General features: G+C 46.1%; 24 protein-coding genes and 1 pseudogene. 8 read left to right on the top strand and 17 right to left on the bottom strand.

Annotated elements, in window-relative coordinates:
• Positions 1–414 precede the first annotated feature (414 nt).
• A complete protein-coding gene (locus IPL83_01030; protein ID MBK9037736.1) occupies positions 415–825 on the bottom strand; it encodes a hypothetical protein in 411 nt (136 codons plus the stop codon).
• Positions 826–1,568: 743 nt separating this feature from the next.
• Between IPL83_01030 and IPL83_01025 the strand changes: the two genes are divergently transcribed.
• Both IPL83_01025 and IPL83_01020 read left to right on the top strand, forming a co-directional pair.
• Entirely contained in the window at positions 1,569–1,742 is a 174-nt protein-coding gene (locus IPL83_01025) for a hypothetical protein (GenBank protein MBK9037735.1), read from the top strand.
• Between the two features lie 16 nt (positions 1,743–1,758).
• On the top strand, positions 1,759–2,142 hold the full coding sequence (locus IPL83_01020; GenBank protein MBK9037734.1) for a hypothetical protein: 384 nt from the start codon (positions 1,759–1,761) through the stop codon (positions 2,140–2,142).
• A 288-nt stretch (positions 2,143–2,430) separates the two neighbouring features.
• On the opposite strand, the gene IPL83_01015 is transcribed toward IPL83_01020, so the two are convergent.
• From IPL83_01015 to IPL83_00950, 14 genes and pseudogenes are all read right to left on the bottom strand, one after another.
• Positions 2,431–3,177 (bottom strand): hypothetical protein, encoded by a 747-nt coding sequence (locus tag IPL83_01015; GenBank protein MBK9037733.1) that lies wholly within the window; start codon positions 3,175–3,177, stop codon positions 2,431–2,433.
• A 21-nt stretch (positions 3,178–3,198) separates the two neighbouring features.
• Entirely contained in the window at positions 3,199–3,447 is a 249-nt protein-coding gene (locus IPL83_01010; protein MBK9037732.1) for a hypothetical protein, read from the bottom strand.
• Positions 3,448–3,464: 17 nt separating this feature from the next.
• A complete protein-coding gene (locus IPL83_01005; GenBank protein ID MBK9037731.1) occupies positions 3,465–3,560 on the bottom strand; it encodes a hypothetical protein in 96 nt (31 codons plus the stop codon).
• A gap of 85 nt (positions 3,561–3,645) precedes the next feature.
• The gene (locus IPL83_01000) at positions 3,646–3,894 is read right to left on the bottom strand and encodes a hypothetical protein (protein ID MBK9037730.1); all 249 of its coding nucleotides are present in this window, start codon (positions 3,892–3,894) and stop codon (positions 3,646–3,648) included.
• Between the two features lie 196 nt (positions 3,895–4,090).
• On the bottom strand, positions 4,091–4,885 hold the full coding sequence (locus IPL83_00995) for a hypothetical protein (GenBank protein ID MBK9037729.1): 795 nt from the start codon (positions 4,883–4,885) through the stop codon (positions 4,091–4,093).
• Positions 4,882–5,625 (bottom strand): DUF3450 family protein, encoded by a 744-nt coding sequence (locus IPL83_00990; GenBank protein MBK9037728.1) that lies wholly within the window; start codon positions 5,623–5,625, stop codon positions 4,882–4,884. The genes IPL83_00995 and IPL83_00990 overlap by 4 nt, the downstream gene beginning before the upstream one ends.
• 10 nt (positions 5,626–5,635) lie before the next feature.
• A complete protein-coding gene (locus IPL83_00985) occupies positions 5,636–6,049 on the bottom strand; it encodes a biopolymer transporter ExbD (GenBank protein MBK9037727.1) in 414 nt (137 codons plus the stop codon).
• Between the two features lies 1 nt (position 6,050).
• Positions 6,051–6,678 (bottom strand): annotated as a pseudogene (locus tag IPL83_00980) (MotA/TolQ/ExbB proton channel family protein).
• 13 nt (positions 6,679–6,691) lie between these two features.
• Complete coding sequence (locus tag IPL83_00975) at positions 6,692–7,477, bottom strand: hypothetical protein (GenBank protein ID MBK9037726.1); 786 nt, start codon at positions 7,475–7,477, stop codon at positions 6,692–6,694.
• An 8-nt stretch (positions 7,478–7,485) separates the two neighbouring features.
• Positions 7,486–8,019 carry a TonB-dependent receptor gene (locus IPL83_00970; GenBank protein MBK9037725.1) on the bottom strand — a complete coding sequence of 178 codons (534 nt, stop codon included), beginning with the start codon at positions 8,017–8,019 and terminating at the stop codon, positions 7,486–7,488.
• 2 nt (positions 8,020–8,021) lie between these two features.
• Positions 8,022–9,497, bottom strand: a complete 1,476-nt coding sequence (locus IPL83_00965; protein MBK9037724.1) for a TonB-dependent receptor — start codon at positions 9,495–9,497, stop codon at positions 8,022–8,024.
• Positions 9,494–10,534, bottom strand: a complete 1,041-nt coding sequence (locus IPL83_00960; GenBank protein MBK9037723.1) for a carboxypeptidase regulatory-like domain-containing protein — start codon at positions 10,532–10,534, stop codon at positions 9,494–9,496. Before IPL83_00960 ends, IPL83_00965 begins: the two co-directional genes overlap by 4 nt.
• Positions 10,535–10,626: 92 nt before the next feature.
• Positions 10,627–11,328 (bottom strand): hypothetical protein, encoded by a 702-nt coding sequence (locus IPL83_00955; protein ID MBK9037722.1) that lies wholly within the window; start codon positions 11,326–11,328, stop codon positions 10,627–10,629.
• Positions 11,300–11,974: a hypothetical protein gene (locus tag IPL83_00950; protein ID MBK9037721.1), complete on the bottom strand. Its 675-nt coding sequence runs from the start codon at positions 11,972–11,974 to the stop codon at positions 11,300–11,302. The genes IPL83_00955 and IPL83_00950 overlap by 29 nt, the downstream gene beginning before the upstream one ends.
• A gap of 296 nt (positions 11,975–12,270) precedes the next feature.
• Here IPL83_00950 and IPL83_00945 point away from each other — a divergent pair, with 296 nt between their 5' ends.
• Complete coding sequence (locus IPL83_00945) at positions 12,271–13,500, top strand: hypothetical protein (GenBank protein MBK9037720.1); 1,230 nt, start codon at positions 12,271–12,273, stop codon at positions 13,498–13,500.
• Between the two features lie 100 nt (positions 13,501–13,600).
• Here the strand turns inward: IPL83_00945 and IPL83_00940 are convergent, their stop codons facing one another.
• On the bottom strand, positions 13,601–13,846 hold the full coding sequence (locus tag IPL83_00940; GenBank protein ID MBK9037719.1) for a hypothetical protein: 246 nt from the start codon (positions 13,844–13,846) through the stop codon (positions 13,601–13,603).
• A gap of 416 nt (positions 13,847–14,262) precedes the next feature.
• On the opposite strand from IPL83_00940, the gene IPL83_00935 reads away from it, so the two are divergent.
• The 5 genes from IPL83_00935 (at position 14,263) to IPL83_00915 (ending at position 20,278) form a co-directional block, all read left to right on the top strand.
• The gene (locus IPL83_00935; GenBank protein MBK9037718.1) at positions 14,263–15,717 is read left to right on the top strand and encodes an FAD-dependent oxidoreductase; all 1,455 of its coding nucleotides are present in this window, start codon (positions 14,263–14,265) and stop codon (positions 15,715–15,717) included.
• A 336-nt stretch (positions 15,718–16,053) separates the two neighbouring features.
• Positions 16,054–17,274: a hypothetical protein gene (locus IPL83_00930; protein MBK9037717.1), complete on the top strand. Its 1,221-nt coding sequence runs from the start codon at positions 16,054–16,056 to the stop codon at positions 17,272–17,274.
• 250 nt (positions 17,275–17,524) lie between these two features.
• Positions 17,525–19,093: a hypothetical protein gene (locus IPL83_00925; protein MBK9037716.1), complete on the top strand. Its 1,569-nt coding sequence runs from the start codon at positions 17,525–17,527 to the stop codon at positions 19,091–19,093.
• A 16-nt stretch (positions 19,094–19,109) separates the two neighbouring features.
• Positions 19,110–19,433: a hypothetical protein gene (locus IPL83_00920; GenBank protein MBK9037715.1), complete on the top strand. Its 324-nt coding sequence runs from the start codon at positions 19,110–19,112 to the stop codon at positions 19,431–19,433.
• Between the two features lie 623 nt (positions 19,434–20,056).
• A complete protein-coding gene (locus IPL83_00915; protein ID MBK9037714.1) occupies positions 20,057–20,278 on the top strand; it encodes a hypothetical protein in 222 nt (73 codons plus the stop codon).
• Positions 20,279–20,670: 392 nt separating this feature from the next.
• Here the strand turns inward: IPL83_00915 and IPL83_00910 are convergent, their stop codons facing one another.
• Complete coding sequence (locus IPL83_00910; GenBank protein ID MBK9037713.1) at positions 20,671–20,847, bottom strand: hypothetical protein; 177 nt, start codon at positions 20,845–20,847, stop codon at positions 20,671–20,673.
• Positions 20,848–21,754 lie beyond the last annotated feature (907 nt).

Genomic DNA, 21,754 nt, shown 5'->3' with positions numbered 1-21,754 from the left:
ACTCTTTTGCCAAGTGATAGCTTTTACGCACATTTTCGCTTCTCTCGGAATTCAATTGATTGAGCGTGGCCTGCAAGCTTCAGAAGGGAAGTATCTATCTCATTGCTTTTGATCATGTCCTTCTGGACGGAGATTTCATAATCACGGGCACGCGTGCCCCAATCCATAAAATTATATTTAACAACGAGCAAGCGCTTCCCACCCAATCTTTGCATTATCGGAAAAACTTTTCTGAGTGCCTAGGTAGTCGCTGCTCGAATAGGCCAGTCCAGCTGTTAACAGCCATTCAGGAAGATTTTTTACGAACCAAATCCACTCCAAGACGATTCATTTTCAAGGATTGCCGGTCGTTATTGAAGATGATCTTCAATCCTTGCTGGCAATTCGGTGGGAGAATCAAAATGGAATCGAGATTTACAGGCGCAAACCTTTACCAGGGCTCTCTCTGATTTTGCTCCAATAACCTTGAGCAGCTCTGACGAGATATATCACATTATTTTTTGCGTCCGTCACATCAATTTCTCGGCGAATTGGATACGACTTGGAATCGGAGGAAACTCGCTTGGTTTTTAATCCCCGGTGGTAGCCATTCGAGACCATTTCGAATTCTGTTTTGACTAGCTTCAGCTGACGTTCCTGAATATCAAGTAGTTTCAATTTTAAAGAATAATCAACAAAACGAGTCGCGACGTCCAATGCCAATTTAGCTTTTGTCCTCAAACTCCAACTCAGACCTATATTTTTGTCAAGTATTGCAATCTGATGATTCGCGCGAGAGGCCCCCATTGTCGTAAAGCGATTCAGTAAGACCCAAACTGAATTCACTTGGGCGCCCAAAGGCATTTCGGAGAGCTTCCGCTCAATCCGTTTTTCGCAACCAGATCAAGAGAAGGAAGTATTTTAAAGCCGCCGATTTTTCATTCATTTCGAAATCTGCAAGGTTTTCGCTTCCAAATCATCGAAGGCTGGGAGTTATCTCGAGCAAACAAAATGGAGTCCTTAAGAGTAAATACCGATTTCTCCAGCCTTCGCCCTCGTCAGCCCTAGCGAAAAGCGATAACAACAACCTATTACAGCAAAGAGTTCCCTCTTCCTTAGCCGTTGCCCTTGATCTCGAACTAAAATTCCATCAAACAAGATAAAACTCGATACAATTTCTTTCGAAAGCGCGAACACGCCTCAACGAGGCTCGGGCTCTATACATTGTGTGCGAAATCAGCAACTGACGATTTGTGGCAGGCTAGCCGATTTTCGCTATTGCAAACGGGCTGGGGCTTGTTGAAAATATATCTGTCAACAGACCCCGACAGTGAAGACAAGGACAGGAAAATTGATATTTTCGAGTTCATCAACCGACCCACTGTGGGTCATTTTGGGTGCTGAGAGGAGGGTCCTTAATGGAGTTGCAGGTCGTAGGACATCAAGGACCTGAGTTGACTCACAATTCCTTATTTCAAGTTTGGCTACAATAATAGGCCCGAGGCCTTTAGGACAAATCCCGGAACAGAACTGGTGGGTAAAATATGGACGGAGTCTGTCGTCATCCTCTTTCATTTCGAGATGAATGCATGGAAACTGCGAGAACGATTCGCGCAAAGGTAACTGGAGATATCTGGATTTATTTTCGCGGTGGACAGCGAAACAGTGCTCCGGTCATTTCTGGAGGCGGAATTTCGTCAAAACAGCAGTTGCCCGGTATAAAGATCAGATCAATCTCCACGACATTTCCTGGGCTGTTTTGACTTGCAATGAGCTAGTGTGCCTTTTCAATTTTTCGACTTAGATCTTCTGAAGTTTTGGAGGGACGAGGCCTTATCCTATGCCGAGATCTCCCAGTGTTTTTCACCTCAGTTGCTGGTGACAATGTGGCTTTCCGATCAAATTAGTGGGTACCCTGTTTTAGGATCGGGAGAGTGTCTCTTTAGAAGGGAACAGACTGTGCCCGTTGATTCAGCAGGCAAAGGCCAAGACCAAAGCCAAAATGGCAAGAATTGGTTTTTGATTGAAAAGGAACGAATCGCTTCTTGGTATCGATTTTTCTCGCTCGAAAAAGAGAGGCCTGTCCGGGATTTTTCAGTACACACCCGAAATTATGCTGAGCTATCTCAGAGATCCTCTCGTTCAAAAATTGGTAAACGATGACTTCGGCGACACTCAGTCATCAGAGGAAGTGAAGCTCAGAATTTACCAACAACATTTTGATTTGAAAACGAGACCAAAATACACTGGATTTGAGAATGTTCAGGAAGAAGACGCTCGACTTCGCTCACTCCTGAAACTCAGTTATTCTCACTGTGATCAAATATTTAGGACAAGTTGTATTGATCTCGAGAGAACCCTTGCACCTTAAAGATCCAAACCATCGCGGGCCTCTTTCAAAGTCTTTTAGCTGACTGGTCTTTTCGATCAAGCTGCTCTGACGAATTGAATTCAGATAAGTGAGCGAGCGGTCGAAGTTGCCCTGAGCAAAAGAGCATAGGCCACCGCATATCGTGCCTCATCATCACCAACTCCTGCCTCGCGGCCCATAAGAGAATCCATCGAAGCGACCAGAGAGTAGTTTTTTTGATCTAAGTAAATTGCCATGCGTGAGCGAAGGCGTTCTTTGGAATCTTGAATGAACTGAGAATGAAATGTGGCTTGCTCAATTTTACCCATTTCCCGATAAAGTTCTGCGACATGAAAGTGGTACCGCGGACTCAATGCGGCCGATCGGATAAGGCTATCAAGAGTGGTACGAAGCTGTCCGTTCTGAAAGGCAAGCTGCGCTGACAGGGCTTGGATCTCAATATCCCTCGGGGCCATCGCACGCGCATATTCGACAAAGACGAGATTTTCTTTGGTTGCCTTCTTCTCTGAAAACAGTTGGGCCAAAGAGAGCAGTTCACTGCTCCGAACAGAGCCAGGTTCAGATGTCGCGAGTCTCAAGGCGAGCTGATTTAAACCTAGATCTAAAAGAAGAGCCACATGCTCTCTTTTTAGAGAAAATGATTTAAACACCACCTCCCCCTGCTCCAATGAGTCCAAGGCCTCTTGCCAAAACTTAGTTTGAAACTCACACTTTGATTTGGCAACGATGCCCTCTTCGGATTTCTTCCATAAATGACCACTTTGCCTGTACTGTTCTCGACAATCTTCATATTCTTGAAGTCCATACGAGGATCTCGCCAAGAACAAACTTCTCTCCACTGAGAGGGTTCAGATTTCTGGATAGCTATACAAGCCTTGAGAAAAATTTTTCCTCGCCATTTCAAGATGGCCGCGAAGAATCCAATAGCGGCTTGATTGAGGCTTCCCCTCTAACTCCTGTTGAGCTAAATCCAACTTATCGTCTCGAATGAGAACTTCAACGAGATCTAGCTCGCTCAACTCGTCATACAGTGGCTCCACTACCGCCGCAACGGAAGGGCTGCATCCAAGGAATATTGCTATTAGAAATTCAATCATGTTTTCCTCACGTCAACTCAATTCAACTCGAACTTCACCTTCTGTGTGGCCCATTCAGCCACCACTTGTCCATTTTTGATCGCAGGATCGAATTTCCAAGCGCGCACAGCCAATATTGCGGCCTGATCAAAGATTCCCCTGGCACACTTTCTGCGATCTTCACATCTTCCACGATACCACTCCTATCCACGTAGATCTTTAAACAACAAATCCAGATAGGCCTTTTTGCCGAGCCAGAGGTGGATATTCGGGAGGATTGCGAGAGAGCACCCGTGGCGAGCGGTCATTCGCTCCGCGTTCATTGACAATATTAGCTACGCCAGTGCCAAAACCTCCTGATCCGCCAACGGCCAATCCTGTTCCCGAGCCGCCGAAACCAACTCCTCCTAATTCTTTGAGCGAATCACGAGATGACTCTGGTGCCAAAGCTGTGAGCGATTTTTCCAAAATTGGCTTCGGCACTTCACGCGGTAGCGAAGGCTTCCTTTTAGCTTCAGCGATCTTAATTGGAACAGGCTTTGGCCCCCGAAGAAGCAGGCGATCGCAATTGTCTCCGGATCGAGTGCAAAAAATTGGACACAAGCCCTAGCGACATTACAAAAAATCCCACGGCTATAAGAAAGCAAACTAACTTTCCCATCGGCTATATTTTTACCAATACAAAGAACAGACCAGCCACCACTCCTAACATCATTAACAAAAATAAGGCTGGACCTGAGTCAGCCAGACGCTCAACCCATGTCCCCGGAAGTTTAAACTGAGCCGCCTCATATAAATTATCAAAAAGATAGAAACTGTCGGTGGATCTATTGAGTGCCTTCAATGTACCGTTACCGCTGGACCTAGCATTGTCATTCCCATGTTGTCCGCTCAAGAAGGCAGTAACCTGCCCGAGTCTTGTCACCTCTCCTCTCCGAAGAGTATCCTGCTCGTCCAGATAGTAGCCCGAGAATCTCTCTGAACTCGCCAAAGCTTCCAACAACTTTTTTGATCGTGAGAAAATCGGACTCAGACTCCCAACGCCAGGCCCGTCTGGAGCGATAACTTCTGCCTTCTCCTGCCTTTCCTGAAAGCGAAGAGACCTTTCAGCTTCATTTAATACTTTTGCTGATTTTCGATAGATTGCTTCAAACGAGGTCTCTCCTCTATTGAGGTCACGTCTTTTTTTATCCAATCCCGCCAAAGCCTCAAACTCATCATCATTTTTTACGGTCATTTTGGCCAATTCCTTTTGGGCCATATCCAACCGATTCTTCACCAAGCCAATTCGCTCGTCAAATTTCTTCTCCATCATTTTTTTCTGACGCAACAGAGCCTCTCTCTGAGAGATCAAATATGAGTATTCAATCTGAAACGCTTTTTCTAAATCCAGGTTTTCGGCCTGAGCAAAAGGAACAAACAGAAAATACATCAAAATACGCCAAGCTCTCATTTTCATAAAGCACCCGACCGTTCAGAAAGTGGCAAGAAATAGACTCCGCTCTTCCTTTTCTGTTTCAAATCTTCCATAAGACGGACGACCTCCTGCTCTTGTTTCTTTGACAGACTCTTGGTGGCCCAACCACTTTCCCCTCTTACAACCTCTTTCATCTCGCCATCGACTTGCCTAATAAACATTGTATAAAGGCCCAAGCGCACGGCTTCCACTTTCTCGCGCCCTCGAGGAAAGTCAAAATCTATGATACGAAATTCATTTTGCGTTCCCAACTTAATCTCACTTTCATAAAACGCCCAGAGCTCGGCTCCCAGGATCTCCGGTGACTCCATCCCACGCTCTAGACGGCTCTCAAGGCTCTCGAGTCGAGCTTTTCTCTGCTCCTTCGAAAAAGGAAGAGAAGTATCTACCCAATTTTTGGCTTCACGAATGCCATCCAACAATTGCGATTTCCCCTGAGGCTCTATTTTTTCATGAGCCTTGGTGAGAGCGGAATGTCGCAGGTCTCTTTCTGCAATCTGAACATGCCTCATCTTCTCTTTTTGCAAATTCGACTCGATTTCCAGACGTTTCTGCATCCACATATCAAGTTCAGCCTGCTTTTCCTTTTGAGAAGCTTCCAGTTCGTTACTGAGAATTTCAATTTCACTCCGCAGCGACACCAAATCATTCATGATTTTTGGAGTTTCAGCGAAAGCCAGGTTATTCATCATGAAAAGGGCGATCAGAATTTTTTTTCTCATCTCCTCACACTCATTCTGTTAAGGGTTTGTCGGTGGTTACAGCGAATCTGTTTACACCTGTTGACTTTATCCAATCCAAAACTCGCACAACGACGCCATAATCCAATTCTCTATCAGCCACAATCACTGCCTCTACGGATGGATTCCTCTCCACCTCGATGCGCGCCAAATTCTTTGCCTCTTCTTGATTTACTTCCTGATTATTGATCATCACTGTTCCGTCTGCGGTGATCGCAACATTCAACAAGCTGGGCGTTGTTTCATCACCACTCGATGCCTCAGGGAGATCGATCGCGACACTTGGCTTAATGAGTGCAGGAGCCGTCACCATAAAGATAATTAAAACAACCAGGATAATATCGACCAATGGCACGACGTTAATTTCCGAGATGGTTTCATTATTAGAAGAGGCTTTACTCGCCATTTCAGAGCTCCTTTACTTTAGCGTATGCAATGAGAGCATCCTTGAAACTTTCTAGCCCCCGCAATAATTGCTTTCACTTGTTTCTGAAAGTAATTAAATGCAAGGATATTCGGAATGGCTACCATCAGGCCAGCCGCCGTAGCAATAAGAGCTGCTGAGATTCCCACCATGACGGTTTGTTGACCGGCATTGGTCGCATTTGCCAAATCGTTAAAGGACTTCATGATTCCGAGCACTGTCCCGAATAGTCCGATGTATGGAGCATTTGAACCGACCGTAGCAAGGAAGGTCAGTGAGCGCTCCACCTTTGGTTGCTCAAATTGAACAAATGTGGAAAAGGACTCTTCAAGGCCCTTTCTGCCGTTCTGCTTCAAGTGCGTCATTCCCCTTTTCACTAACCTTGCTTCAAGCGATCCATCGACCAATTGGAGTGTGTCAATTTCGGACATGTTTCCCCGCGCGAGGACTTCCTCAAGTTTGTCTCGCTGCCTTTTGCTGCTTTTTGCTATTCGACCTAGTCGCACATAGCGTTCAAAAATCACAATTAAACTCGCGATACTCAGCGCGATCAGAAGAAACAGCACTCCGGCGTCGGCATAGTGAGCAACGGAAAATATTCGATCTTTCATTGGTCTCTCCTTTTTATTCTACTGCTTTTGCATCAATTAAAATCGGGATGAGCTCGTTGGCTCCCAATTGCTTCGCTAGCGTCAGTGGCTTGATCCCGTCTGATCCTGGAAAATTGACATCTGTCGCCGTCAAATTCAGGCAACTCGCCTTCACAGATTCGTCTGGACAATCATCCCAATGAACCAGAACTTGAACCGAAAGCGTTTTTCTCTTTCGAATAGCAAACGTCAGGGGGGTGTTCCCTTGTTCATCTCTGTAGTTGGGATCAAGTCCAACTTCTTTGAGTAAACGCATCAACTGATCGGCGCTCCCTCTTCCTGAAAACTTCATGAATGCAATTCGCTCAGACGTGGCCAAAGCCGGGTCTAAAATAGCCATGGTGCGCGTTACGTTGACTTTGCCATCGGAATCAATGCCGGCCATCTCAAGGGCATATTGTGAGGCTTTCTTACCTTCCCTGCTCAGCTGTTCAACATCCGCCCCTCTCTTCATCAACTCAATCATTATGCGTAGGCGATTCTGAATGGTGGCCTCAATCAGTGCTGTGCGACCATTAGAGAGAAGCTGATTCAGATTTGCTCCCTTCTCAGCAAGCTCAATGATCATGTCGATGTCGTCTTTTGCAATAGAGCTTTGGATCAATTCCTCAATTGTCTCGGGATTCTTCCCTTGAAAAACCTCGCCAGATCGAACAAATGAATGATTGGAAGTGCTGTGCTGGCCACAGCCATAAGTCGCAGACGACAGAATAATGACCGCGAAATATCTTTTTAATTTATTTCCTATCATTCCGATCATAGTTATCCTTAAAAGATCGCAGTCATATTCAAGCCAATAGATCGCCCATTGTGAGTTTTCCGCACGAGTTCCTTATCCTGAAACGACTCAATTGCAGGATCCAGAAGATTCTTCGCCTTTAGGGCTACCGTCCAAACCTTTGATATGGCCTTAGAAGCAACGAAATCCAGTTGGTGACTCGGATTCTGATAGGTATCAGGAATGTTGTTCGTACCGACCTCAGAAATTCGTTCACCGACGAGGCTATAGAGGAGGGTTGCGGAAAAATCCCATAAGGGCCGATCATACTGCAATTGGAAATTCACCACATAGGGTGCCTGACCTTGCAATGGACGTTGCTGAGAGGTTTGAATTCCTTTGCTCTTTTCGTCCAATTCAATTTCAGATCGAATGAAAGTGAGATTACTCAATATTGACCAACGCCTGAAAATTCGGTTCAGCTTTCTCAAGCCTATTCTTGACTCCAATTCCAAACCAAAATTTTCTGCTGCCATTGCGTTGGAAAACGTTTGAATTCGATTGACTCCTGGAACAAACATCACCTCTATCGGATCTCTGAATTTCTTAAAAAGAATCCAGATGATGCATATTCATCTGGAGACCAATAATACTCCCAACGATGATCAATATTTTGAATGATAGTACCCCTCAGAGAGGAATTTCCACGGACCTCGTATCCGGTTTCATCATCTATAAATCCAACCTCAGAAAGCTCTCGAAAGTCCGGGCGCGCCAGAGTCTCACTGTATGCCAGACGAGCGCGCCACTGTTGATTTGGCTTCCACAATACAGCAAAGGAGGGAAGAACATCTTTCATTTCCAGTCTAGATTGCGAGAATGGATTCTCGGGTTCAAAGTAGCGAAAGGTATTTACAGTTTGAACAGAACGTTCCCAACGATAGCCCGCCAGAATTTTCCAATTCGCAAATGGACCGAAATCTGCCATCGCATACTGCGAGACGATACTTTGGTCACCTCGGTAACTATCAGCTGCATCTGTGAGATTTTGCAATTGAAAGCCGCCTGGTCCAATATTCGCGAGACTCAGCTGACTTTCGATGGGATCTCCAGATGTGTCCCCAGAAAAGAAGAGTCGAAATACCTCAGAACGGCGTCCTCTTTTGATTTCGCTCGCACCAAATTTTAGTTTGAGCCTATCCCTCTGGGAACCCAATGGTAAGACTAAATCAGCAGCGACTTCTTGGGAACGATCCGTCAAAAGAGAGTATGTCCGCCTGTTGCCTCCGCTATCACCTCTCATTTGATAGGAAGTAGGAGTCCGCTCAAACGCGTACTCCCTTCGATCTGGATTATCTCGAATCGCATCCGCCTGACCAATTCTCCAACTTCCCTCGATATCCTGACCAAAAGAGGTGCCTAATTTGTGCTTTCCTTTGAGATGATTCGTCCAAAGCTGTCGCTCGACCCAATCCAATGTTGTCGATTCGATGGAGGACGTTGAGTTTGGATCCTGTTTCAGATCTTGTTGCGTGAAGTCTGTTGTGTGCCGCAGAAGCATCGAACTCAAACTCAGCGTATTGCTTTGATTTAATTCAAGGCCAAAATCCACTTGTCCAGCTAACCGAGTTTCAATTTCGGCATACTCTGAATTGCGATTATAATCGGTGGAGTATCGACCCGGACTCATTGCGTTCAATCCACGACTGAAGCGTTCTCCGCGATCCGCATTCTGGCCGTAGAGAATCGAACCCGCAATTCCAGATCTCGCGGCCCCAATTCGAAATCGATCCGCAATCGCTAGGGAAAAGCCTGGAGGAGTTCCTTCTGATGTTCGATTTGTAGCATAATTGGGTGGCAGAGAACGACCTAACTGAACGAGCTCCGCTTCTGAGATCCCTTCACTCGAACCCGGCTGTTGCAAGACAAGTTTTTTGCCCGATTTCAGAGCTCCCCGAATGGCCGCCGGCATTTTTCGAGTCCCATTGTCAATTCCGGCCCAATCTAAGCCGCCCCCTCGTGAAGAGAGTCTCTGATCTGCGGACTCTTGATTGGAACTCAAGGTAAACTTAAGAGAAAATTTTTCGGGTAGTGTCCGGGATTGTAGCTGAATGACCCCACCTCCAAATTCTCCAGGCAGATCGGGCGAATAACTTTTTGCACAAGAACACTTTCGAGTATAGCCGTTGGAAACAAATCAAGGGGTACCACACGTCGATTTGGCTCTGGGCTCGGAAGACTAAATTGATTTAGCTGTACGCCCGAATATCGCTCACCCAATCCTCGAACGTAAACATACTTCCCGTCCTTCAAAGTCAATCCAGTCATTCGTCGAAGTGAGCTCGCAGCATCGCTATCGCCTTGTCGACTCATTTGCTCTGAGCCCATCACGTCCGTCACAGACGAACTCTGCCTCCGCACTTCAATGAGTGCCGAAACACTGCCCCTGATCTTCGGAGCGAGGATCGTGACTTCCTCCAGCTCGTTGATTGCTGGAGTGAGCGAAATAACCAAGGGCTTATTGGTATCGGGGCCTACCTTCACTCCAGACAGCGTTTTCGTTTGATATTTTGGATGAAAAATTGACAAGGAGTATTCACCGTCTGACAGTCTGAACTCAACCTGCCCCTCAGAATTTGTGGTCAAGGTATCTTCATATCCCGAGAATATAACAAGGCCACCCGAGAGAGGACGGCGTGAGCTTTCATCGACGACCTTAACCTGTAGAAGTGACCCGCTCTCACCACTCTTCAAGCCCTCCGAGGAAGCTCCCGTTGGAACTTTCACCGACACTTCAGATTTCTGCCGCTGATGAAGAAGGCTCACGATCACTTGAGTCTCTTCTCCCGAATTCACTTGAATTGCAAGTTTGCGCTCCAATTCAGGGATGTAGAAGGAATGGCCACCTGGTGGTAGATCGATCATCAGCGAGCCATCGAATGCTGATAAATATGTGCCCGAGCTGTGTTCAAATTTAACTCCGCCAGAAGGCTCGCCATTTCGAAACGCAAGAATGAGAACCCTACCCTGGGCTTCTTTTAAGCTCTCTTGATCGCTTATTTTAACAGAAGATCGATTTGAATCTTGAGAAAATGCCAAGGAGAGGCTCGCCTCCCCTAAAATAAGGACCAGAAGTAATGTGCAAATGTTTAGTTCAAGGTGGTACGCCACTCTTATTAATTTTTTTATTCTTATTGTCGAACCGTCCAACCAAGAGTCCAATCTTCATCTTCATATGGACTTAGAGCGCCAATGTAGTCTACCGGAGTAAATTGCCAAGGGCCTGACAGAGAAGGAGTTACCCCTGCCCCCACAGCCGGACTATCTTCAGCCGGGAGGCGTCCTTTGAGAACTGGATCAACTGTTCTATTATTTACTTTGTTTTCACCTTGAAACCAGGCACTCACCGAAAATGGATCACTCGATTTTTCTTCAAAGTTAACACCAGCGGCACAGTTGACAATGGAGTTGACCATCTTCAAGCCAGATTGGGCAACACCCTTGCCAGTAATTACACCCGCATTGCGGAAAGTTTCATCATCATCAATATTAATGCAGGATACCTTGAAGTCACCGGTCACGATAGCGTTGTGGATTTCTCCTCCTGTTCCACGGCGAAGCATAATACCGTCAAACAAGCGAGCATTCGCACCTCGAGCGACTATAGTGATATTGCTAAGAATGGGATTGGAACGAGGCTGGGCATCCATAGGAGATTTTAAATTGTCCGCTTCAATACCTCGGCTGTCTTCCGTTCCAGTCTCTAGCTCAATAAATACAAATTGAGCTTTCCCCCGATAACCCATGTCCCAATCAAATCCATCATCGTCGTTGTCGGTCAAGAGCACATGCTTGAGGTTGACGTTACCTCCAAAAAAACTCAATTCCATCATCAGCACTGCGGTGGACCTGGAGATAGTCAACCTCTGTACCAGACCCAACGCCATTAAACGTGATGCCATTGAGCTCGTTATCCTTCGCTAGTTCATATCCAGCATACTCAACACGAACATATTTTAGACTACCAGAGCTATCGTTATCATCATTTCCACCAAATTTTGGCGGATTGTTTTTAATACCCTCAGAAATGCTTTCACAAATTGGTTCACCAGCTTTGCAATTATTGATGCGTGCATTCCCGTTCAATACAACTCCGCTCCACAGACCGGGGCGCAAGTTGTCTCGTTGAAGCGAAGTGAAAACGACCGGTTTTCCTTTTGTCCCGTTTGCGAAAATCTTTGATCCTCGCATAACTACCAAGTACGCACCCGGAGCACCATAAACAGTGACGCCTGGCTCTAGTGTGAGCGTTGATGATTGAGTGTTGTCAGCACCAATTCGAACATCGCCCTCCAAAACATAGGCATTTCCTGTGTTCAAAGCGAGAGTCGTATTGAGATAACTCCCCTTCACTGTGCACACCGGCCTGCCTTCGACTGTATCACTGCGAGGAATTGTTCCTGTTGGGCAAGCGGCAAAGGCACTTCCGCTCATCATCGTGATCAAGACCGTTAGGCCAATCGCTAGTTTGTTCATCATTTTTCTCCTCAGGGAGTTATGTGTTGTGGGGCCGTCCATTTCATACAGTAACTAGGCGGGATTTCGTAAATCAGGAATCTGTTAGGATCATGTTAGGAAGACCTTTCCAGCAGAAATCTCACAAAGAATAAACCTTTCAGTTCCCTCGCGTTTTGTCCAGGGTTTCAATACTTTCCTCATGGACACCTCAGTCTAGGAATAGACAAGTTATCGGCAGTTTCAAATTTTTTGCGTGTTAGATTTATAGTTCGAATTTAGCATTCTGCTTATCTATCAAAAATATTCGGAGGATTCTTATGCAGAAAAGGATGTTTTTTGTCCTATTGGGATCTGTCATTTCAATGATTGGCTGTTCTGGTGACAGTGATTCTGGGAGTAGCACTCCAGCTACGCAAGTCGCCGATGCCATCGGCTTGGTGGCTAAGGGAGTGGGAGCTATTGGCTCAGGAATGACTGGCACGGCTCTGATGGGTTCGATCAGGCCGATGACAGTGACTCAATTTAATACCAACCGCTGTGATAGCCATGGCAAACCCCTAGCCACTGCGGGTGGAGCGGATCTTTCGCAAAGCGATGAATTCTATCCTTACCTTCACACTTATTGCGCGGTCAGTATCAAAGATGGAGACACCGTTCGTGGAGGATTTGATTTGGTACAAAGTCTCATCTGCACCCTTGAAAAGGGTGGAATTGAGTTCAGCGGAGCCACACAGGAGATCACTGGAAATTTTAACGATACCGACTGTTGGCCTGACGGAGGCCCTGGTGGAGAAACAGGCACGATCACTTTTTCGGCAGTGGGGAGCTCTCCAGCTAGTTTTAACTCACATTATGCAAAGGGAGTTATATTCTCTGTTTCTTCCTTTGGTTTAACCTTTAAGATTGCGGCAAATCTCGATAGTGACAAAATCGAATTTATCACTCACGAGTCTTGGAGTGGAGCTGCGGCAGGAGATTCTGCAGGTGACGTCGGTACGATGGCAGGTGAACTCACTAAATCGACTGGAGTCTTGAAATTCGAAAAACGGGACGAAAGGGTTCGATCCGACTGTGCAGCCAGCCGCTGTGGATGGAATCGGCACACCCGTCTTTCCGCTGTTTTGACAATGTCGAGTGGTGGCGAGCCGCAAGGTGTGTCTTCAATCTCATACGGGTTTGCTGATATTCAGGCAGATGCAGCTACTGTTGGTGGCGCATCAAATGGATATGGCCGGATCATAACGGCTTCCGGCCCTTTGAGCTCTGGGATAAAAGCAAGAATCTTTGCAACAACCCCTAGCAGAACATTAGCTGAGGTGGCAACGAGCGGGCAGTACTCTGAAACAACCAATACAGCTTGTGCAACTTCAGCTGGTTTTGATGATTCAGCGGACTGCACCTCAAATACAGGGATTGGTAATTTTTCTGCAAATACCAAATTCACATTACTTTCTAGCACATCAAGAACGTCTGTTGATTCGTGGCTATCAAGTTTTTCTGGGTTTAATTTCACCGCTGTTGATTTAGACACCGACAACGCTTTTTAGTATTATCGCTCAGAAATAAAAGTCCTTTTTTAATGGGGACGCTTAAAGGGAGGGCCAAAACCCTCCCTTTAAATTCAAAGATCCTTGCTCCCCTACAAATCTAATCCTTGGCTTTCAGCAAATGATCATTCTCACTGATAAACTTCTTGATCTCATCAGAAATTCCCAAAAGCTTAAGCCATTGCTCTTTGTATAAAGTCACTGGAAACCGGCCCATGCCATAAATTGAAAGCGCACCTTTTTCGCTCACCTTCATGGACAAGGTGCCTGCCGCAGGCTTGGTCTTTTTTAGCACTGCATTTTCTGCTCGTAATCGCTCAAGTTCAGCTTTGATATCTTCTCCCATAAACACCTCTCTCATTTTGGGAGTATTATGGGGAGCAGATTGTTCTTTGGTCAACTTGTGTGTTTATGTCTCACTTAGCCAAAAACCCAATATACATTTTTCCCGTGCGATTTGCCGTTGGGTTCCGCCGCTCTACGGGGCCCTACCAGCTATCGCCTTCGCGCGAGTCGCAGTCTTTCTTGTTCACCGACGACGGCAAGCCAAGCCCAAAACCAGCCCTTACATACTAATGCAGGACATTATCGGTGCTTCGATAGCCAAAATTATTATTTTCTTTGAGTTAATAATTACAATGTCCACGTATGGTTTGCTCAAAAGTGGGTATCATCAGAAAGTCGAAGCAAACAATAGATTTTAAATTGTTGAAAATTGTTGAAATATGTCGGACGGCGGGCTCGTCGCTAGGGGTGGGGAACATGAATAGGGCAAGTGTCCTCTTTGCGTGGATTTTATTCTTTCATATCATAGTGCATCTATCTTTCGAGACTTCGGCTGAACCTACTGAAAGAGTGGATGTTGTGATTATTGGAGCTGGAGCATCAGGTTTGACCGCAGCCAAGGAATTTAGCGAAGAAAATATTTCCTACACTGTTTTGGAAGCCTCCTCTCGCGTTGGTGGAAGAATTAGAACTGACCCGTTCCCATTTGGTTTAAATATTATTTCAAATGCGGGTGCCGAGTTGATAGATAGTACTCATTGCGACGCCATTGGCCTCATAAAGGGGCTGGGCTGTGAGCTTGTGGAACGGCCAAGAAATGGCCTCGATATTTTTGAAATAAAGGGTCAGTTCTACAATTGGGCGGATTTGACAAAAGAAATATTTAATACTGAGTTGAATGCACTCAGCAAGATACAGCAAATAATCTCTGCAGCCCAGAGTAGCTTGCACGAACACCGTGAGTTAGACGAGAAGAGCGCGGCTAGCGTTCTCCTTCTAATTGAGAACGCACCGCTTTTGAAAGGGCTCATCGAAACTTTTCTGTTATCTGAATACGGTCTCCCGCTTTCACAGCTCTCAGGTGCGATTCTTTCCGAAGTGATTCACATTGATATGGAAGGCAAAAGGATTGGACTCCTTCCCCAGAACGATGAAAGGTATATTGTAAAGGGCGGAACACAGATTTTTATTGATCGACTCTCAGATCGCTTGGGAAAGCAGATTCGGCTTAACCACCAGGTTACGGACATTACGGAAAACAGCGATGGGAGTTTTTTGGTTCGATACGAGAACGGCGGAATAATAAAAGACATCCAAACTAAAATCTTAGTATCGTCAGTCCCGTCATTTCAGTTTGTTAACATAAATCTACATGGTGATTCGTTCAACGGGATAAAGGTGGAAAAGGCAAAACAATTTGCTAGCAACGGCAAACTCATTCTTTATTTCTCAAAACGAATTTGGGAAGACTACAACATTTCTGGTAACGGAATGCTTGAAATGTTTTCTGCACAAATGTGGGATAGTTCAGTTTTGCAAGATACCTCATTTGGAAGTCTAACCCTTTATTTTTCGGACAAAATTCTCGACACAAATTCAGATGATGAAATACTCTTATTGTCAAAACGGATCCTCCTTGAACTTGAGAGAATAGTTCCAGGAATAACTCAGTATTTTATTCACGCACGTTACTACTCTTGGCCGTCATCCTATTCAGATGCACCTCGCCCAGGAGAGAAAATGCTCCAAAAAAATGTCGTTTCTCGAACTGGTCGATTTTTTAGAATCGGAGAAGAGTATGACGATCTTTCGCAGGGATATGTTAATGGCGCCGTTCGCTCAGCTAAGAAAGTAGTGAAAAATGTCCTTAATTCTCTAGGCTTGCGCAAAAGTTCTTCCTGTCGATCCGCGATCGGCGTTGAAATCCGTTGAACATCGGACTCGCTTTCCGTTTCAAATCTCTTGCAGACTTTACAGACTCATTGATTTATTTGCGCAATCACCTTGCCAGATGGGACCCAGTTCTGACCCAAGCTGACCCAAGAAGGCCCAAATGGCGCTCAAACAGGTACCTGTCTAAGGCTTGTACATTCCTCGGGGATAGCACCCATTTCGTTCTGGCGCTTAAAACGACCAGAGGCCGGGCTTCTTGGGATATTTTGACGTCATCATAACGAATGGCATATTTTTAGCATTGAAATTGTCTCGTAGCTGCTTTATCAAAAGGAATTAAGGCAGTAATTAAGAGTCGAGTGAGGTGTGGCTGTTATGGAATTCATTTCAAAATCTATTTTTTTAGCTCGCCTTCTCGCCTATGCGGTTTTACTCCTCGCTCCTCCGGTCTCCTCTTCAGCTCAGTCAAATAAATCAAATCCGGGTCTGCCACCAGGAGATTACATCTATGATCCAAATACAAACTCCTATCTACCTTTTGGTGGCGATCCAAACAAAAAGCGCACGGGATTTGTTGAAGATGGGTACTCCGGACGCTCTGCCGGACAGATAGAAATAGGTGGACTTGACGGTAGCTTTGGTCAGGATTGCGAAAATAGCAGTGGCCTTGCCAAGAACGCCCGCCAACTTGGGCAAATGGGTCAGTTCATCAAAACAGCGATTATTGGAAAAGATAGTCGCTGTCCATTAAAGTATGGGCCTGGTGCAACTGATACAGATCGGGCGCTATACGGCACCGGAAAGGTCGCTGATTTGGACTCGACCTGTAATTCGAAGTCAAAGAATAGATGTGCCGGTTCTGGCCATTTGGTTGGGGATACCACTGATATCGTTGTTACAAGTGCCCATGTGTTTCAATATGGAGATAACAACGAACTCATGACTGATCCGCGGAAAGGGTTCGTTTTTATTGTAAGGGTATGGAGTCCAAGGACCAACGAGTATGTATTTAAGAGATATAAAGTAAAAGACTATGAATTTGGAACCACAAATCCAGACCGATACCCTGACCTGGACTACGCTTTTCTTAGGTTGGAAGAAGAAGTAGGTAAGGACGTGGATGGACTGCCCGTCCCCAAGGAATATCAGATAAAGCCTTTGCCTTTCAAATTGACTGATGAAAGCAAGGTTCCAAAATCGGCTATGACAGCTGGGTACAACACCGAGACCAACGATTTTTCGAAGAATTGCGCTCCATTTAGTCTCACCACAATGCCATCGGATCACCCCTATCTCGTTGGCACTATTAATGTGAATCCAGGAAAATTTTGGTTACACAACGGTGATACAATACCGGGTTCTTCCGGCCAGGCAGTTGCCCTTCGAGATGAAAACGGCCAGCCCTATTTTGCGGCCGTTCACAGAGGATGGATTAAAAATAACCGACCGGAGAGCGGCGGGGAACAAGCCGCTCCTCCAAGAAGGAACGCTCCCTCCCCTCCTGCCAAAAGTGGATCCGGCGGCATTAACTTTGCCGTGAAGGCTGAGTCTTTTTATGGGGCCTTTATGAGATTTGTGAATCGAGGCGCTCCGTAACGGCGTCATGAGCTCAGCCTCTCCTCCCTCGCAGATAAAATGAGACTCTCTTCACACTCTTCTCCCCTGATCTGAATTGAATCGGGTGGAGTCCAACGTAGCCCATTGGAATAATTGACTATCTTATTTCGACTAAAGTCCTAAAGTGACACAAGCATAATACCGATAAGATACAGTTAAAAGGATTTGGTGGGGGATTGGCACGTGATGGCCAGGGCACCACTCTTTACTTTTCGCTGAAGGGATCTGTGTGGTAACACTTACCTATTCTCCTCTGAAGTTGTGCCTTATCTTTGCCTTTGTGTCTTGGTCAGCAGGAGCCCTCGGCCTTTCCTGCCCCATGGGATATAGACAAGATACGTTTGGCTGCACTCGGGCCATAGATGGTAAGGGACGATTTCCCCTTTGCGATAAATCGCTCACATACTATCGCGCCTATATACTTCCTTGTGAAAGTAATCCCTCAATGTTCGCCAACTGCCCAATTAACTGGATCCCTTTCATGAACTCGGGAGGATGTGGACCCGTTGCCTCAGCCCCGGAGGCTAAGTCGCCACCAAGAGAAGAGGTCACAGAATCGCCACAAATTGACAGCTGTAACCCTGGCGACTCCTCTTGCCCCTCGGATCCCCTCGTCCAACCACCTGCCGGTGGCGGTGGTGGCAGTGACAAACGCAACCCCAGAACCACCCCAAAAAAAACGGATTCCTCAGGCAAGGGGGGCGCCGCAGATAGTGGCGATGAAGCCGGTTCTTCAACTTCCGCACAAAACGATAAAAAGAAAAAGCAGGCGGGAGAAGAGTCCTACACAGGAGAGAGCACTTCTTGTTGGAGTGAAGATATGGGACAAGTGGCGGGACAGCCGATGTGCGATGCCAACGGGAGTCCCTCTTGCTGGACAAAGTCTGCACAAAAGGACAGCGGTCTTCCCAAATGCGGAGCTGATGGAAAGCCCGTGGCCTCTGCAAACGAAGGCAACGGAGGAGATCAAGCCACAGGTGGAGCCGGAGATCTCCCGCAGGGATTTCCCCAACCTCCAGAGGTAGAGGGCGATCGAGCTCTTTGCGAACAAGCGCATAAGAAAGCCTTCACTTGTTGCACCGATCCCGTCAAGTGTGTGTCTGGCCTTGATGGACCTAGTGCCAGTTCGATGACGGCGATGGGAACACTCTTGGTTGGAGCGACTGGAATGATTGCTATGGGTGGAGCTTCAGGTGGAGATTCGGCAGGAATTGCCAAGAGCTGCGAATTTATGAAGATCGTGGCATTGGGTGGTGCGGGTGCCAACACAGCTCTTGGTAGCAAGTGCTTCACTGACAAGGGCTCTTGTGAAGACAAATGCACCGAAGTTGTGAACAAATATCGAAGAGTGCTGACAGAGTGTTCAAACCTCGACACCGTTTGGAGTGCCAATGGAGGCAAAGGCCCACGCTGCCCCACCACTTGGGTGAGCGACTATCGTGCGACTCAGGCCAATGCAGAAGGAAGAGGCACTCGATGCACAGGATACAACGCAAATGTCTCGGCCATGGGCAGCCAGGCCGCTCAGTCAGCTGCAGCAAGCAGCTTTGCCGATCTCTGCCAAAAAGCTGCCATGACTCAAGCCACCGGATTTCCTGAGGTCGATCAACAACCTGTTTTTAACGGAGACTGCAACGATCCCGTCAACGCTTCAAATCCCATTTGTGTGAATTGCAGAGGACCCAATGCTCAATCCGATCCCCTTGTTCAGGATTGGGCGAGGCAGTGCCTCGACTGGGAGTGGCTCTGGCAGTGGAAGCTCATTTCAGAACACAGGATTTGGAACCAGAGCCGTTGATGGCAGTGACCTTAGTGTGCCTGATACCAATGCACAATCACAGGCTCCAATCTTTGGTGAAGGATTGGGAGAAGAGGCAAGGGCCAATGCCATTCCAAATAACGGTGGGGGCTTTGCGGGTGGTGGTGGTGGTGGCGGCGGTGGTTCGATGCCGTACTCTGGAGGAGGGGGCGGTTACGGAGGCCCCGGCTATGAAACGGATATTTTAAAGGGCGTGGGAGGAGGAGGAGGATATTCAGCTAGTCCTCTTCCAGCTGAATCTTGTGAGGATATTCCAGCTTTAGTGGTGTTCTTGAAAACGGAAAACGAAGTGACAATCCCTTTGATAAATTCGATCTGAAACAATATTCGCTCGGGAGGCAAAAATACAGGTGACCCTTCGCGAAATCCAGCGTCAACAAATCAATTGAAATGAAACCCTGAGATTGGCGGGCTCACGAAAATATCTTTGAAAAGAATCAGCCGCCGCTACCGGATCATGTGCCTTCAAGGTCGCTTGATTGGCTGTGAAAAGAGACAGTGAACTCGTTCCAGGCAGAATGAAAAGGTCCTTCTCTTAGTAGATATGATCTTTTTCAAATCTTTGAAAGATTTGAAACAGTTTTTCATCTTTGTGAGCGGTCAAAGGAAACGCAGATGACTTACTTTCAGATACATCGTACAGCGTCTTGAAATAGGTCTCTGAGAGGAAGTAAACTATGTTGATCTCACGTCTGAAAAGGTTTAAGTGGTCTTTTTTCCTAATTTTTATGCTGTCTTTTTGGAACCCCTCGCAAGCCATAGCAATAGATCTAAGTAAACGCTGCATATCAGAGTTGAACACCCCTGCCAAGAATCTCCCTCTCGGGCCCTATCAGCTTGAAAAACGACCAGTTCGAAGCTGGCTTGGGGCTCTTTTAACTGGAAGCATTTCAGCGCGCAAAGCTGGGATTGAGTTCAATGCCGAACTTGATAGGCTGAGAAATGAATTTGACTCAAATAAAATCGCCTGAGACATTAATTACAGAAATTCAGGCCCAAATACCGACTGACATCAGAAACCAATATCTTAAGATGCTTGCGGAGGAATTTCTGCAAGAGATAATATTAAAAAAAGACAGAGTCACCCTAACAGCAGATTTTGAAATCTTGTCTCAAGAACTGCTAAAAGAGACTCAAAAAATAGTTCGTGAGTATGGAAGTTGATTGAATCCTTTCATTTAGATGTCCCTAACGATCCAATTGTTCTCAGGACAGATCATGGCATAACAAATGGAACGATTCAAGGCTTAAGCGGTTCATATATCGAGAGCTTCAATTTGCCAGACGTCTTCTCAATGAGGCTAATGCCCAAGCGAATAATTCAACTTTTCAAGCAATGCGGGAGAGAGTCAGAAACAATCAGGAAATACTTATCGATTACTTAAATTTAACGGGGACAGATCTCCCACAAAATCGATCGTCTTATTTAGGCTTTGTGGACGGACTGGTTTGTCAATTCGGCATATTGATAAACAAAGAATTTTCTCAAAAGTTGGGTTGAAGGGCTCGCCAAATAGGGTGACCGGTTTGTATAGGAACTCTCCTCAGAGAGGCTCTCAAAGATCAACAGCCGCAATGGCGATTATTGGCTCAACAGTTTCTCTACCTCCCATTTCACCCAAGCCAAGCGTCAAACCCACTAAACCAGATAAACCCACAAAAATAACAGTTTCTCGTTCCGCCTCGAAGTCTTCGAAAAGAGTGCGAGAAATAGGAACAAAGGAAACAAGCAAAAGTACCTTAATGGGAAAAGAGATTTTGCTCAGAATATTGAAAAATACAGACTTGCAATGGAAGCTTACAAAAAAAGCTAATGTGGCTAAAGATGCAAGAATACACAGAAGGAGCGTTGCCAGACAATCTTTATAGTTATATCAATCCTCAAATCCGGATCTTGTACGAGCAAATTTGGAGCAACCGCTGATGCTAGATCGTATGAGAGATTTAATCTCAGAAAATCTCAGAGCATATCCTTGAAGCGTCGCCTCAGCAGGATGTCAGAGCCTCATCGCACCAACCTTAATAATCAAGTGAAAGGTATTCATGCAAAGACTGGGCTCTTAATATCATTCAACTGAAAATGCAATGATGGGTTATTAATTGGATCTCTTTGTTTTACACAGGAAATCCGCTCTGGGTTATTAATTCTGACTTGCCAAGGCTCACTTTTGTATGGACGTATTTTGGCTGAACTCATTTTAATTTTGACAAACAGGATGGTGCTTCTGGGCTAAGTGCTTTGATCTATTCCTCAGCGAACGCAGGAATCCCCAAGGTCGCAGAGGCGGCTTTAGAAACTGACTCGATAGGGACAAGTTCTCATTGGCGATCAGGCTGTAAGAGGATATCGAACAATCGCAAACGAACACCCTGAATATGTCGAAGTACTTGATAGCACAAGAGAACAAACTACTCAGGATGTTGATTTAAACCTGGGTGGAAGGACGTAACACAAGTGCTTTTGCAGGACGAAGTCTTATCCAACAAACCGAACAGTCAATGGGATGAACTTCGATCGCGCGGAATTGGCCGTTGACCATCAGTTGGCCCTAGATGGAAACTTGACCCATGCGAACCCGGAAGGGAAGCAACCCTCCAACAACAAGTGCCAGTGACTGGAATTCATTTGTCGGCCAATCT

This window comes from Bdellovibrionales bacterium (genome assembly GCA_016716765.1).
In the GTDB taxonomy this organism is placed as follows: domain Bacteria; phylum Bdellovibrionota; class Bdellovibrionia; order Bdellovibrionales; family UBA1609; genus JADJVA01.
The sequence above is the reverse complement of the archived record's forward strand: the minus strand, read 5'-3'. Positions and strand labels throughout refer to the sequence as shown.